This window comes from Cloacibacterium rupense (genome assembly GCF_014645495.1).
GTDB classification, from domain to species: Bacteria; Bacteroidota; Bacteroidia; order Flavobacteriales; family Weeksellaceae; genus Cloacibacterium; species Cloacibacterium rupense.
In genome coordinates this window covers 91,279-105,874 of the sequence record NZ_BMLV01000001.1, presented here as the reverse complement: position 1 = coordinate 105,874, position 14,596 = coordinate 91,279, and the positions used below count along the sequence as shown (strand labels likewise).

9 protein-coding genes are annotated in these 14,596 nt (G+C 34.1%); 2 read left to right on the top strand and 7 right to left on the bottom strand.

Annotated elements, in window-relative coordinates:
• Positions 1-160: 160 nt before the first annotated feature.
• Complete coding sequence (locus IEW40_RS00495; RefSeq protein ID WP_229663338.1) at positions 161-3,034, top strand: alpha/beta hydrolase family protein; 2,874 nt, start codon at positions 161-163, stop codon at positions 3,032-3,034.
• Positions 3,035-3,096: 62 nt separating this feature from the next.
• Here the strand turns inward: IEW40_RS00495 and IEW40_RS00490 are convergent, their stop codons facing one another.
• The 5 genes from IEW40_RS00490 to IEW40_RS00470 all read right to left on the bottom strand — a co-directional run bounded on the left by IEW40_RS00490 (position 3,097) and on the right by IEW40_RS00470 (position 10,073).
• Positions 3,097-3,762, bottom strand: a complete 666-nt coding sequence (locus IEW40_RS00490) for a rhomboid family intramembrane serine protease (protein WP_188616116.1) — start codon at positions 3,760-3,762, stop codon at positions 3,097-3,099.
• Positions 3,763-3,858: 96 nt separating this feature from the next.
• Positions 3,859-6,435, bottom strand: coding sequence for a DNA gyrase/topoisomerase IV subunit A (locus IEW40_RS00485; protein WP_188616115.1), 2,577 nt, complete (start codon positions 6,433-6,435; stop codon positions 3,859-3,861).
• Positions 6,435-6,935, bottom strand: coding sequence for a hypothetical protein (locus tag IEW40_RS00480; protein WP_188616114.1), 501 nt, complete (start codon positions 6,933-6,935; stop codon positions 6,435-6,437). Before IEW40_RS00480 ends, IEW40_RS00485 begins: the two co-directional genes overlap by 1 nt.
• 19 nt (positions 6,936-6,954) lie before the next feature.
• Positions 6,955-8,832: a DNA topoisomerase IV subunit B gene (locus tag IEW40_RS00475; RefSeq protein WP_188616113.1), complete on the bottom strand. Its 1,878-nt coding sequence runs from the start codon at positions 8,830-8,832 to the stop codon at positions 6,955-6,957.
• Between the two features lie 98 nt (positions 8,833-8,930).
• The gene (locus tag IEW40_RS00470) at positions 8,931-10,073 is read right to left on the bottom strand and encodes a geranylgeranyl reductase family protein (RefSeq protein WP_188616112.1); all 1,143 of its coding nucleotides are present in this window, start codon (positions 10,071-10,073) and stop codon (positions 8,931-8,933) included.
• A 104-nt stretch (positions 10,074-10,177) separates the two neighbouring features.
• Between IEW40_RS00470 and IEW40_RS00465 the strand changes: the two genes are divergently transcribed.
• Complete coding sequence (locus IEW40_RS00465; RefSeq protein WP_188616111.1) at positions 10,178-12,424, top strand: FUSC family protein; 2,247 nt, start codon at positions 10,178-10,180, stop codon at positions 12,422-12,424.
• Between the two features lie 38 nt (positions 12,425-12,462).
• On the opposite strand, the gene IEW40_RS00460 is transcribed toward IEW40_RS00465, so the two are convergent.
• Complete coding sequence (locus IEW40_RS00460; protein ID WP_188616110.1) at positions 12,463-13,251, bottom strand: TIGR00266 family protein; 789 nt, start codon at positions 13,249-13,251, stop codon at positions 12,463-12,465.
• Between the two features lie 110 nt (positions 13,252-13,361).
• Positions 13,362-14,453 carry a redox-regulated ATPase YchF gene (gene ychF / locus IEW40_RS00455; RefSeq protein WP_188616109.1) on the bottom strand — a complete coding sequence of 364 codons (1,092 nt, stop codon included), beginning with the start codon at positions 14,451-14,453 and terminating at the stop codon, positions 13,362-13,364.
• Between the last annotated feature and the right edge of the window lie 143 nt (positions 14,454-14,596).

Genomic DNA, 14,596 nt, shown 5'->3' with positions numbered 1-14,596 from the left:
GCAATTAAAAAGCAAAAAATCCTTCTTAAAATAGTTATAAAAAATAATTGTAATAAAATTTAAACAGGCTCATAAAAATAGACGGAATTTATGATTTAATTTTCTGTTTTTTTTGAAAGTTTTACTTATTTTTATGGCATCATCTTATAAAAATAGTATTATGCTGAAATTAAGACCCCTTATTCTTTGTACCTTTCTACTCATCATTAATTATATTTCTGCACAGAAAAAACCACTTGACCACAGCGTTTATGATGCTTGGCAATCTGTTGGGAGCAGATTAATGTCTAACGACGGAAAATGGTTAGGCTATTATGTAGACGTGCAGGAAGGAGACGGAAACCTCTATTTGTACTCTACCACCCAAAAAACTCAACAAAAATTCCCGAGAGCTAGCAAATTATTCTTCACCAGCGATTCTAAATTTGCGCTTTTCACGGTAAAACCATTCTACAAAGACATAAAGGCGGTAAAAGACAAAAAACTCAAAAAAGATAAACTGACCAAAGATTCTCTCTACATTGTGAATCTTTCTACCCAAAAAACAGAAAAATTAGCTAATATCAAATCTTATAAAGCGCCATTAAAAGGAGGTTCTTTTATTGCGTACCTCTTAGAAAATTTAAAAGACAAATCATCTGACGCTGCAAAAGACGATGACAAAGAAGATGCGAAAGAAGATGATGATAAAAATATAAAGCCATCTGAATTGGTGGTGGTGAATTTAGCCACCGGAAAGAAACAAAGTTTCCAGAATGTGGTAAAATATCAGTTCAGTGAAAATGGAAAACAATTGGCTTTTGTAACACAAAAACCAGAAGAAAAGAAAGACCCGAAAGATAAAGACAAGGAAAAAGACAAGCCCAAAGATAAATCTCAACCCAAGAAATATGCGCTGCAAAGTGTTAATTTGGTGAATTTAGAAAACTTTGGCGTCAATAAATTGATAGAAGAAGAAGGAAGTTTTGCACAATTGACTTTTGATCAATCAGGAACTCAATTTGCATTAACCGGTACTACTTCTGCTGAAAATGATTTGGTGAAAGATTATCACTTGTACTATTTTTCTAAAAACAAGAAAGCTGTCTTGAATCAAAAATCTCCAAAAATGCCAAAAGATTGGGTGATTTCTGAATATCAAGCGCCAAATTTCAGTAAAGACGGCAAACAATTGTACTTTGGAGTTGCACCAAAACCTATTGCCAAAGACACTGCGCTGATTGTGAATGACCATGCCATTTTAGATGTATGGAGCTATAAAGATGATTATCTAAAAACCATTCAGCTTAAAAATCTAAATAAAGATTTGAAAAAATCTTATGATGCTGTTCTTCAAACCGAAAAACCAGAAACGTTGACCGCGCTTTCTCACCCTAAAATGGATTCTATTGCCATTATTAATGAAGGAAACGCACCCTATTCACTTGGTATTTCTAATAATGATTCCAGAGCAGATTTTCAGTGGACCGGCGTAGAAAAGAAAACCTATTACCTTGTTAATAATATCTCTGGAGAAGCTACAGAATTTTTAAAAAACCATAACGGAATAATTTATCCTTCGCCATTGGGGAAATTTATGGTTTATTTTAACCGAGAAAATGGCAACTGGTACGCTTATGATATTGATAAAAAATCTACCACTCAACTGAATAAGGGTTTAGCCGTAAAATTCACAGACGAAGAATTTGATATGCCAGATTATCCCAATGCTTATGGATTGGAAGGATTTACAGACAAAGATTATTCCGTAATTATTAAAGACAGATATGATCTTTGGGAATTCTTTTTGGATGGAAAGACCGCTCCGAAAAACATTACCAATGGTTTCGGAAGGAAAAATAAAATTTCGTTTGACACCTATCAACTCGATAAAGACATTAGAAGTTTCAATAGAACTAATGACATGTATCTTTTTGCCTTTAACGAAGACAATAAACAATCTGGAATTTTCAAAACGAAGATTGCTACATCCAAAAATCCGGAATTATTGCAAATGGGCGATTTCTACGGCTATAAAAATTTAGTTAAAGCCAAAAATGCAGAAGTGTATACATACACCAAAGAAACGTATCAGCAAGCACCCAATGTTTACATTTCTGATCATTTCAAAACTGAAAATAAAATTTCCGATATTAATCCTCAACAAAGTCAATACAATTGGGGAAGCACAGAACTCATCTCTTGGACAACGCCAAAAGGTTACCCATCTAAAGGAATTCTGTACAAACCAGAAGATTTTGACCCAAATAAAAAATATCCGATGATTGTGTATTTCTACGAAAAACTTTCAGACGGATTGAACCGATATATTGCACCCGCTCCTACTCCATCTCGATTGAATATTTCCTATTTTGTGAGCAATGGATATTTGGTTTTTGCGCCTGATATTTCATATGAAGACGGACATCCTGGGCCATCTGCCGTAGAATACATTAATTCTGGAGTAGAATATTTAAAGAAAAATTCTTGGGTCAATGGCAAAAAAATAGGAATTCAAGGGCAAAGTTGGGGAGGTTATCAGGTTTCTTACCTCATCACGCAAAACGATTTATATGCCGCAGCATGGGCAGGTGCTCCTGTAGTCAATATGACCTCAGCGTATGGAGGAATACGATGGTCAAGTGGTATGAACCGTCAGTTTCAGTACGAGAAAAGTCAGAGCAGAATAGGGAAAACCCTTTGGGAAGCACCTGAATTGTATTTAGAAAATTCTCCGCTTTTTCATTTAGATAAAGTCACTACCCCTGTGGTAATTATGAGCAACGACAAAGATGGCGCAGTTCCTTGGTATCAAGGGATTGAAATGTTTACTGCATTGCGCAGATTAGACAAAAAAGTATGGTTACTGAATTACAATAATGACGACCATAACCTGACCAAAAGACAAAACAAAAAAGATATTCAAATCCGTGAACAACAGTTTTTTGATTATTATTTAAAAGATACCAAAGCACCCGTTTGGATGACCAGAGGAATACCTTCTACCCTAAAAGGCAAAGATTGGGGATTTGAATTGACGGATGAGAAGCCGTAGAAAAAACAGAAAGTCGGAATTTAGTTTCCGACTTTTTTTATTTTAAAATTGACATATAAAATTTACCCTATCCTTTTCTTCACAAAAACCTGATACGCCATATACAACAAAGGCAAAGACATTACGCCTAGAAAGTAAATATTGCTAAAGGCAACTTCAGGTTCTGTAGCTACCGCATAAACCAAACCAAAAGCAGCACCGCCCAAATGCGCAGCGTGACCAATATTATCATGCGGTTTAGGATTAAGCATCATATAAACGGAGTAGGAAAAATAGAGCAGCCCGAAAACAAATCCGGGAATACTAAATTCTGGTGGCAAAAAGATAATTCCAATACTACTCTGAACAGGATTCATTGCAACACTTGCAAAAACAATTCCAGAAACGCCACCACTTGCACCAATAGCAGAATACCACCCTTGATTTTTATAGATATACAAAGAAAATAAATTCCCTAATATAATTGCTCCAATATATGTTATCATAAAACCACTCACTCCAAAATAATAAAGTGCACCAAATGAGAATGAGTACAAAACATACATATTCAAAAACAAATGCATATAATCTGCGTGTAAAAAACCAGCAGAAAGTAGTCTGATGTATTCTTTTTTGTATTTGATGGCGCTAACATTAAATTTATATTTTTCAAATACAGAAATGTTTTGAAAACCTGCTAAACTGATAATGACGGTAATGGCTATAATTGCTATTAAAACTGGATGCATATTTTATTTGTTGATGGTTGATGGTTGATAATTGAAATTTAATTTTTTCAAACAAATATAAAATCATCAATCCAAAATCGTAATTCAAAAATTATTTTATTCTTCACTAGAGAACAAGTCACCTATTTGTCCTTCTTCTGGTATTTCGTCATCAGATTCTGGTGTTTCTTCTAATTCTGGTTCTTCTATTTCTTCTACAGGTTCTGGAACGGTAATATTGATGGTTTTCACTTTGTCTTTTACAAACTGATTTCCCATGGCTTTAATGCCTTTTATCGCAATAAATTCATCAATATTAATGGTTTCTGGTTCTTTTTCTTTGCCATTTTTATCTTTAGCAAAAATAATTTCTGCGGTGCAATTATCCGAAGTCCCCACAAATTCTATAAAAGATTTAGGATGTTCACTTGGCATAAAAGTCTGCACATTGGTGGTATTTTCTAGCAAGAAACGTTTGATGAAATAAATGCCTTTTTCTCCATCAAAATAGATACAAGAAACCGCTTGTTCTGGGTTCCATTTTTCTAAAATCAGGTATTCGTCATCAAATCTATTGCTAAGGTCAAAAGAAACCAATTTGGCTTCGCCGTTTTGATTGATGGTAAGAATTTTATCATCTCCTTTGAAACTTCCGAGAAGCGTACCTCTTCCATCAGCATTGAGACGGCGAACGGTATCATCAAACCATATTTTTCTAGGTGCTAAAGTAGAAACGCCTTCTTCTTTTAAATCTACTTTTTTCACCGCATATTTGGTTACTAAATTTCCTCTAGAATCACGCCCTTTAATTGCTAATTCTGAGAAATCGATATCAATTTTGCTTTTTCTTACTCTAGAATTCGGTTTTAATAGAACGGTTACCGTTTCTGCTTCCCCATTAGGATTGGCAGAAAAATACAACATTTCTGACCCTTTTTTATCCGAAGCCAACTTATAATCGGTATTTCTGGTGACACCCGTTACAGAGAAACGTTTCATATAATATGGTCCGTCTTTTCCTTCTCTATAAATCATATTGTAGACCGTGCGTTTGTCTCCTTTTTTGAAAACGCCTACGTGTTCTATATTTTTACCGATAAAGGTTTTGGCTTCTACTTTTACCACCTTCATGGTACCATCTTTTTGGAAGGTAATGATGTCATCAATATCAGAACAGTCAAATACATATTCATCTTTTTTGAGGGAAGTTCCTATGAAACCTTCTGCACGATTGACATAGAATTTTTCATTCGCCAAAACTACTTTGGTAGCGTCTATGGTATCAAAAATTCTAAGTTCAGTTTTGCGTTCTTTGTCCTTTCCGTATTTTTTCTGAATATTGGTGAAATAATCAATCGCATAAGCAATTAAGTTGGCCAAATGATGCTTCACTTGTTCCATTTTACCTTCTAGAGCCAAGATATTTTCTTCGGCTTTGTCTCTGTCATATCTAGAAATACGCATGAATGGAAGCTCTGTAAGACGAATAATGTCTTCTGTAGTAACCTCGCGTTTTAGATTTTTTGTAAATGGTTTTAATGCCTTATCAATGGCTGCATATACCTCTTCCTTAGAATTTTTACCTTTAATTTCTTGATAGATTTCGTTTTCTATAAAAATTCTTTCTAGGGAAGCAAAATGCCATTTTTCTTCGAGTTCGTTCAGTTCAATTTCTAGCTCTTTTTTAAGCAAAGAAACGGTGTGGTCTGTATTTCTTCTTAGAATTTCAGAAACGGTAAGAAACTCTGGTTTATCGCCTACAATTACACAAGCATTAGGCGAAATAGAAACCTCGCAATCTGTGAAGGCATAGAGTGCATCTATGGTTTTGTCTGGAGACACATCATTATTCAGCAGAATATTGATTTCTACTTTATCAGAAGTATTGTCTTCAATTTTTTTGATTTTGATTTTCCCTTTTTCATTGGCTTTGATGATGCTGTCTATCAATTCGCCAGTATTTTTAGAAAAAGGAAGTTCGGTAATGCAAAGGGTATGTTTATCTTTTTGGATGATTCTGGCTCTGGCACGCACTTTACCACCACGTTGACCCTCGTTATAATTGGTTACATCTAGCATACCAGCGGTTTGAAAGTCTGGATAAATTTCAAACTTTTTACCTTTCAGGTATTTAACAGAAGCTTCTAATAATTCATTGAAATTATGGGGAAGAATTTTAGTAGAAAGTCCTACCCCGATACCTTCTACGCCTTGCGCTAAAAGGAGTGGAAATTTCACAGGAAGGTCTATAGGTTCATTATTTCTACCATCATAAGACTTCGCCCAATCTGTAGTTTTGGGATTAAAAACCACTTCTAGAGCAAATGGAGTGAGTCTGGCTTCTATATAACGGGCTGCTGCTGCAGAATCTCCGGTGTAGATATTCCCCCAGTTTCCTTGGGTATCGATGAGGAGTTCTTTTTGTCCTATTTGCACCATAGCATCGGTAATAGAAGCATCACCGTGAGGGTGATATTTCATGGTATTACCTACAATGTTGGCCACTTTATTGTATCTGCCATCTTCCAGCTCGCGCATAGAATGCATAATTCTACGTTGTACTGGTTTGAAACCATCAAAAATAGACGGAATTGCTCTATCTAAAATTACATAAGAAGCATAATCTAAAAACCAGTCTTTATATAGACCAGAAACTTTTTTTAGGGATTCTTCTTTGTGGGTATGTTCTTCCATTATTGTCCTTGCGTTTTACCTTCTCTTTTTTCTTCTCTATTGGTTTTCACGATTTTATTTAGGGAAATTTTCAAGTCTTTAATTTCTTTTATCGTGAGGTAAGAAATATCATATTTCAATACAATTGCAGCATGGTCTTTCTTACTTTTAATTTTTATGTAAAGTCTTTTAAAAAAAATAGCATTTACCACTTCATAAGAAATCAACTTATACTTAGGAAATTCATCTCTGGCTTCTTTACTTAGAAATGGGATGATGTTCCTATTTTTAAAATTGATTGCTTCTCCGTCACTATCATATTCAAAAATTTGTCGGCCTCTGATTAAGAATAAAACCAACAATACAAATGGTATCAAGACAAAGAATAGTTCTTCGTTACCAAACATTGCCAATCTTGTTTTTTCTAAAATAAAAACAAAAACGCCAAGCACAATAAGCACGTTAATTAATGTAAGAATAAAATTATAATACGGGGCTTTGTTTCTATTGCTTAGTCTCATGTGTTTTTATTTTAGGTTATTAATCAGTAGCGTTTATTTCTTTGCTTTCAATATTTGCTTCTTCAACCACCAAATTTTCTAGAATAAACATTTGTCTATCTGGTGTATTTTTCCCCATATAAAATTCTAAAAGATTTTCTATGGTTTGGTCTTTCCCTAGAACCACAGGTTCTAATCTTATGTCTTTACCAATAAAATGTTTGAATTCATCTGGTGAAATTTCTCCCAAACCTTTGAATCTTGTAATTTCAGGATTTTTCCCAAGTTCATTCAGTGCTTTTACTCTTTCAGCATCACTATAGCAATAGCGAGTTTCTTTTTTATTTCTCACCCTGAAAAGTGGGGTTTGCAAAATATATAGGTGACCGTTTTTAATTAAATCTGGAAAAAATTGCAGAAAAAAAGTAATCATCAAAAGTCTGATGTGCATACCATCTACATCGGCATCTGTAGCAATCACCACTTGGTTGTAGCGCAAATCCTCCATAGAATCTTCGATATTGAGGGCTGCTTGTAAGAGGTTAAATTCTTCATTTTCGTAGACTACCCTTTTGGTAAGACCATAACAATTGAGTGGTTTACCTCTTAGAGAAAATACCGCTTGAGTTTCTACATCTCTAGATTTGGTGATAGAGCCCGAAGCAGAATCACCTTCGGTGATAAAAATCTGCGTTTCGGCTTTTCTAGGCGCTTTTTGGTCGTTGTAATGCTGTCTACAATCTCTGAGTTTTTTATTGTGAAGAGAAACTTTCTTGGCTCTTTCTCTCGCTAATTTCTGAATACCAGAAAGTTCTTTTCTTTCTCTTTCAGAAATGATTATTTTTCTTTGGATGGCTTCGGCTACTTCTGGATTTTTGTGTAAGAAATCATCTAGTTTTTTCTTTAGGAAGTCTATGATAAAAGTTCTTACCGTAGGGCCATTGGGGCTGATATCATTAGAACCGAGTTTTGTTTTGGTTTGAGATTCGAAAACCGGTTCTTCTACATTGATAGAAACCGCAGCGATGATGGATTTTCTAACGTCTGCTGCTTCAAAATTTTTATTAAAAAATTCTCTAATGGTTTTTACATACGCTTCACGGAAGGCATTGAGGTGAGTTCCTCCTTGTGTGGTATTTTGTCCGTTTACGAAAGAGAAATAGGTTTCAGTTTGAGATTTATCAGAATGGGTGATGGCTACTTCTATATCTTCGTCTCTTATGTGAATAATGGGATAGATAATTTCACCTTCTAGTTCTTCATTTAATAAATCTTTTAATCCGTTTTCAGAAAAATAGGTTTCGCCATTGAATATAATTTTCAAACCTGGGTTCAGGTAAGCATAATTTCTGAGCATACGCTCTATGTATTCTTTTCTGAATTTAAAATTTAAGAAAATATCTTGGTCAGGAACGAAGGAAATTTCGGTTCCGTTTCTATCAGAAGTATCATTTTCAGGAAAATTTTCTACAATATTACCTTTAGAAAACTCTGCTACTTTCATTTTACCATCACGAAAGGAACGCACTCTGAAATAATCTGAAAGGGCATTTACGGCTTTGGTACCCACTCCGTTTAGACCTACAGACTTTTTGAAGGCTTTAGAGTCATATTTACCTCCGGTATTCATTTTAGAAACAGCATCTACCACTTTTCCGAGTGGAATTCCACGTCCGAAATCTCTGATGGTCACTTTGCCTTCATCTACTTTAATTTCGATTCTTTTACCCGATTTCATACGAAATTCATCGATAGAGTTATCGATAATTTCTTTTAATAAAATGTAGATACCATCATCGGCAGAAGAGCCATCTCCTAACTTCCCGATGTACATTCCGGGACGAAGGCGAATGTGTTCTTGCCAATCTAGTGTGCGTATATTTTCTTCGGAGTAGTTTACTTGTAAATTCTCACTCATATTCCTTCTTTTGGCTTAAATGATTAAAAAAACCAACAACTCACAAATTTAACGAAACTAAAGTTATTTTAAAAATTTTGTGGATAAATAATGGTTGATTACATCCAAGAAAAAGTCATTTTCAGTTTTTCTTGCAATTTTTTCTTGTAATCTGAGGGGTAAGTAGCATTTCCTAGGAAAACTTCTGTTAATCTCTCTGCGGCTAAAGGGCCTAATTTTTTCAAAAATAAATTTCTAATGCTGGTATTTTCATAGAAAAACTTCGCCAGTTTTATTCCTATTTTAAGTTCTGGAATCAATCTCTCATTAACTTTTTGAAGATACACTTCTTTGGTTTTTTCTACCTCAGAATTACCTTCTGCTATGGCTTCCGCAATGATTTTACCACTTAACAAAGCGTTAGAAATACCTTCTGCTACGATAGGGTCTGCAAAACCTGCTGCATCACCTATCACAAAGCAATTGTCTTTTACCAAATCTGTTCTAGGCGTAATAGGAATAACAAAACCGTGTGCAGATTCAGAAATTATGGTATTAATTCCTAAATCTTTCATGTAAGTTTCGCAGTAATCTTTTAGTTTAACTTTTGCCTTGGTTTTAAGAACCCCTACTCCTACAGAAAGGTGATTATTTTTTGGGAAGCACCAGCCATAACCAAAAGGCGCTGCATCAATATCAAAACGAACCGATTTTGAGAGTTTTTCAAAATCTTCTTTGGGAACTTCTATTTCGTATTCTAAGGCAGGAATAAGCAATCTATCATCTTTGAAACCCGCCAATTTAGACACTGGGCTTAGCGCTCCATCTGCAATAACAATAATTTTCGCCTCAATTTCTAACTCTGAATTTGCAAATTTTAAAACTCCATTTTCTATGGATTTCACTTCGGAATTTTGTAAGAGTTCTGCACCAAATTCTTGGGCTTTTTTCACCAAAAGTTCATCAAAACTATCTCTCATCACCATGCTGATAACTGGCAGGTCTCTTTCTGGGGAGAAATGAACATCTTTGTCTTTTACAAAAATATCTACTTGATTAAATTGTCCTTCTAGAATTTCATCGATGTCAAAATCGAGCATTTTTCTGCCTCTGTAGACCAGACCACCACCACAGATTTTATATCTTGGCAATGTCTCCTTATCAATAACAACGGTAGAAATGCCTTTTTTAGCTAAGTTATAGGCTGCAAATGCACCAGACGGACCGGTTCCGATGATTGCTACTTCATAGTTCTTTTTCACAAACAGTTTTTAACAAAAATAGAAAAAAGTTTTTAAAAACATTTCTAAATACAATTTTCATCGTACTTATTTTTAGTTCATAAAACATTATTTATCTTTATCAAATGAATTATCAAACTGAAATTAAAAGATTTACCAACAGTCACTTCATCTATGCGGGGTTTAGAAATGCATTGGCTGTCATCTTTCCATCTATATTATTGGTATACACCGGAAGATTTCAAGATTATTTTTTATTTCCACTTGGCACCATCCTTATAGCTTATGCTGATATTACAGGCTCTTACAAGGAAAAAAGAAAATCATTTTTAAAAATATCAGTTTTATACTTTTTTGCAGCACTTGTCCCTAGTTTATTAAAAGACAATCTATTTTTCATCTACATAGAAATTATACTTTTTGGCATTATTCTAAGCATGTTAGGCGTTTTTGGCAAGTGGATGGATATTGTAGGTTCTCTTACACTTTTGGTATTTGCCATTTTTATAGATGGGATAGCAGGCAAACACTCTGCACTCTACAATGCTGTTGTTTTTTTCGCTGGCACGCTTTGGTTCATTTTGGTTTATGTAGTAGATTACCTATTGAGACCTCACCAACAAGCAAGGAGAATGATTGGTGAAAACTATATCGAAATATCGAAATATTTAAAAATTAAATCAAAATTTTACAATTCCAAAACTGATTTTGACGGAGTATTTAAGGAAATCATTCAGCAGCAAATAAAAATAAAGGAATACCAAGAGGCTACTAGAGATATCGTCTTTAAAACCAAAGAAATGGTAGAAGGAAACAAGCCTTCTCATGATTATCTGTTACAAGTTTTTTTATACAGTTTTGATCTTTATGAGAAAATAATTCTTACGACAACTGATTATAAAAAAATGCAAGAAACGTTCGCTGATAAAGGCATTTTAAACGATATAGAAAATTACCTTCTAATTTTTTCAGAGGAATTGAGAAAATTTGGAATTTCGATACAATCAGGAAAGAAGCCTCATAAAATACTTTATTTAAAAAATGAGCTTAAATCATTACAAAAACAATATTTTGATTTTGTAGAAAAAGAATTTCACCAAGACCGATTAGAAGACCTTCTGTCTATAAAACAAATCCTTCTGAGAATTACAGAAATTACAGAAGAATTCAGAAAGGTAATTAAACTAAATCCTATTTCTGGTCAAGATACAAACAATATCAAAAAAGATTTGCAATTGCATGAATTTATAGAATTTGACAGAACGTTTGATTTCAAATACTTGTTCAGTCAATTTAGTTTTAAAAACAACCACTTTAAGCACGCCATTAGAATTACATTTGCTCTTCTTATTGGTTATTCTTTAGCACAGATTTCAGCACTTCACATAGAGAGGCCATATTGGGTTTTAATCTCTATTTTGGCCATCATGAAACCCGCTTACAGCATTACTCAAAAGCGATATTTTTATAGATTGTATGGCACATTAGCTGGCGTAACAGGAGGATTTTTAATTATTTATTTTATAGACAATCATTACTTGTTGCTTTTCTTATTTCTCATCAGCCTTACATTTACCCTTGGCCTAATGCAAAAAAAATACTCTGTAGCGGTATTTTTTATGACCATTTTTGTTTTTATATTATTAGACTTAGCAGGTGCTGTACCGAATAAAGTAGACATTTTCAAAGAAAGACTATATGACACTCTTTATGGGATTTTTATTGGCTTCATTGTTTCATATTTAGTATTGCCAGCCTGGGAAATCAGAAAAACAAAATCTCATTCTACATCTTTGGTAGAAGCTATTAGAGATTATTTCAATATTGTAATTGACCTAATGTTAGAAAAAAAAGTCAACATTCACGAATATAAGCTCAAAAGAAAGAGTGCTTTAAATTCAATAGCTAATTTGGCAGATAACTTTCAAAAAATGTTTATTGACCCAAAATCAAAACAAAAAAACATAGACTATCTGTACCGATTTCTCAATAGTTCTAACTTACTAACCTCTTATATAGCCTCTCTCTATCAATATTCTAAAAATAATAATTCTTATTCAGAAATAGATTTTAAAATCTGGAAAGAAAAAATAAATCAAATTTTTGAGCACTCTATTTTGTGTATTAAAGATGAAATAGCTCATGAGCAAAAAGGTCAGCCCCTTATAGCGGAAGAATTTTTTGAAACAAAAAAGCAGTTGATTGAAGAGTGGAAAAACGAGTTATTGCATCAGCAACTTGAAGTCAATGAAAATCACGAAAAAAATTATTTTACCGAATTAAATAGTATCCAAGAGCTTTTAAAGCTTTTATACAGAGAGGCATCTGTGCAAAATCATCTTTCTATCAAAATATTTTCAAATAATCATTGAAAATATTTTGATAGCATCTCCTCATAAAAATCTTTTTTTTAAAACCTATCTCCATCCAGAAGGTTTCCTAATCCTCCAAGAATACTTCCTTCTTCTTTTCTACCTGCAGGGCTAGCATACTGTAAAACTCTACTGGCTAGTCTGCTGATTGGCAAAGTCTGAATCCACACTTTTCCTGGCCCTCTAAGTTGAGCAAAAAACAAACCTTCGCCACCGAAAATAGTGTTTTTAATTCCACCCACCAACTGAATATCGTAAGAAACGGTATTGGTAAAAGCAACGATACAACCGGTATCTACTTTCAAAATTTCGCCAGGTTGTAATTCTTTTTCCACCACATAACCACCGCTATGTACGAAAGCCATTCCGTCTCCTTCTAATTTTTGCATGATAAAACCTTCCCCCCCGAAAAGTCCGGTTCCTAATTTTCTTTGGAATTCTATACCAACAGAAACGCCTTTTGCAGCACAAAGAAAACTATCTTTTTGGCAAATGACCCTTCCGCCTAATTTTGATAAATCTAGAGGAATAATTTTACCAGAATAGGGAGCGGCAAAGGTAATTTGTCTTTTTTGACCAGACGTATTGGTGTAAACCGTCATAAAAAGATTTTCGCCTGTCAAAATTCTTTTCCCTGCCGAAAACAATTTGCCCATTAATCCGCCAGTTTCGGTACCATCTCCAAAAAGGGTTTGCATTTGGATACCATCGGTCATCATCATAAAACTTCCAGGTTCTGAGATTACTGCTTCTTGAGGGTCTAGTTCAATTTCTACACATTGTAGTTCTTCACCATGAATTTTATAGTCTATTTCGTGATTTTGCATTTTTTATAATTTTTAGAATTAGTTAAGAAAAATGATAAATCGTTACAAAAAAATCGAGCAAAATAATTTGCTCGATTGAAGTTTTATCTATATTGAATTTAGTTTTTGTTTTATACATTAAAACGGAAATGCATTACATCACCATCTTTTACGATGTATTCTTTACCTTCTACACGCATTTTACCCGCTTCTTTTACTTTAGCTTCAGAGCCGTAGGTTACAAAGTCATCATAACCAATTACTTCTGCTCTGATGAAACCTTTTTCAAAATCAGTGTGAATTACCCCTGCAGCTTGAGGAGCAGTCCAACCTTTACCAATGGTCCAAGCTCTTACTTCTTTCACCCCCGCTGTAAAATACGTTTGAAGATGCAATAAATCGTAAGCTTTTCTGATGAGTCTGTTCACGCCTGGTTCTTCTAGACCTAGTTCTTCTAAGAACATTTGTCTTTCTTCGAAAGTTTCCAGTTCATTGATGTCAGCTTCTATTTGAGCTGCTAAAACCACCACTTCAGCGTTTTCTTTAGCTGCCATTTCTTCGATTTTGGCAATCCATTCGTTTCCGTTTTTGATGGAATTCTCATCTACATTACAAACGTAAAGCACAGGTTTTTTGGTCAATAAATGCACCTCATCAATAATCGATTGTGTAAAATCATCGGTTGGGAATTCTCTTACGTTTTTACCATCTTCTACGAATTTTTGTAAATTCTGTAGCGTTTCGTAGGTTAAGATATCTTCTTTTTTTCCAGATTTAATGAATTTCTTCGCTTTATCTACCACTTTACCTAGTGTTTCTAAATCTTTTAATTGAAGTTCTATATCGATAATTTCTTTATCTCTGAGAGGGTCTACCGAACCTTCTACGTGAACGATATTACCATTTTCGAAACATCTTAAAACGTGAATAATTGCCTCACATTCTCTGATATTTGCCAAAAACTGGTTGCCAAGACCTTCGCCTTTAGAAGCGCCTTTTACCAAACCTGCGATATCTACAATTTCTACCACTGCTGGTAAAACTCTCTCTGGATTCACTAATTTTTCTAGTTCAAAAAGTCTAGTATCAGGAACAGAAACGGTTCCTAGGTTAGGCTCAATCGTACAAAACGGATAGTTGGCAGATTGAGCTTTTGCGTTGCTTAAACAGTTAAATAAGGTTGATTTACCTACGTTTGGTAAACCTACAATTCCACATTTCATAGCGTACTTGTTTATTATATTATGGGGCTATGCAATCCTAATGGATTTCATATTTGCTAATTGCTTTTGGCAGTTGGCTTTTGGCTTTCTGCTTGTTAAAAATTAAAGGTTTGCAAAGATAGGGTTTTAAATTGAATATTATA

What these genes read in the sequence shown, in the direction of transcription:
- IEW40_RS00495 (WP_229663338.1), top strand. Translation starts at nt 161, where the DNA reads ATGCTGAAATTAAGACCCCTTATTCTTTGTACCTTTCTACTCATCATT.
- ychF (WP_188616109.1), bottom strand. Translation starts at nt 14,453, where the DNA reads ATGAAATGTGGAATTGTAGGTTTACCAAACGTAGGTAAATCAACCTTA.
- IEW40_RS00480 (WP_188616114.1), bottom strand. Translation starts at nt 6,935, where the DNA reads ATGAGACTAAGCAATAGAAACAAAGCCCCGTATTATAATTTTATTCTT.
- IEW40_RS00475 (WP_188616113.1), bottom strand. Translation starts at nt 8,832, where the DNA reads ATGAGTGAGAATTTACAAGTAAACTACTCCGAAGAAAATATACGCACA.
- IEW40_RS00460 (WP_188616110.1), bottom strand. Translation starts at nt 13,251, where the DNA reads ATGCAAAATCACGAAATAGACTATAAAATTCATGGTGAAGAACTACAA.
- IEW40_RS00490 (WP_188616116.1), bottom strand. Translation starts at nt 3,762, where the DNA reads ATGCATCCAGTTTTAATAGCAATTATAGCCATTACCGTCATTATCAGT.
- IEW40_RS00485 (WP_188616115.1), bottom strand. Translation starts at nt 6,435, where the DNA reads ATGGAAGAACATACCCACAAAGAAGAATCCCTAAAAAAAGTTTCTGGT.
- IEW40_RS00465 (WP_188616111.1), top strand. Translation starts at nt 10,178, where the DNA reads ATGAATTATCAAACTGAAATTAAAAGATTTACCAACAGTCACTTCATC.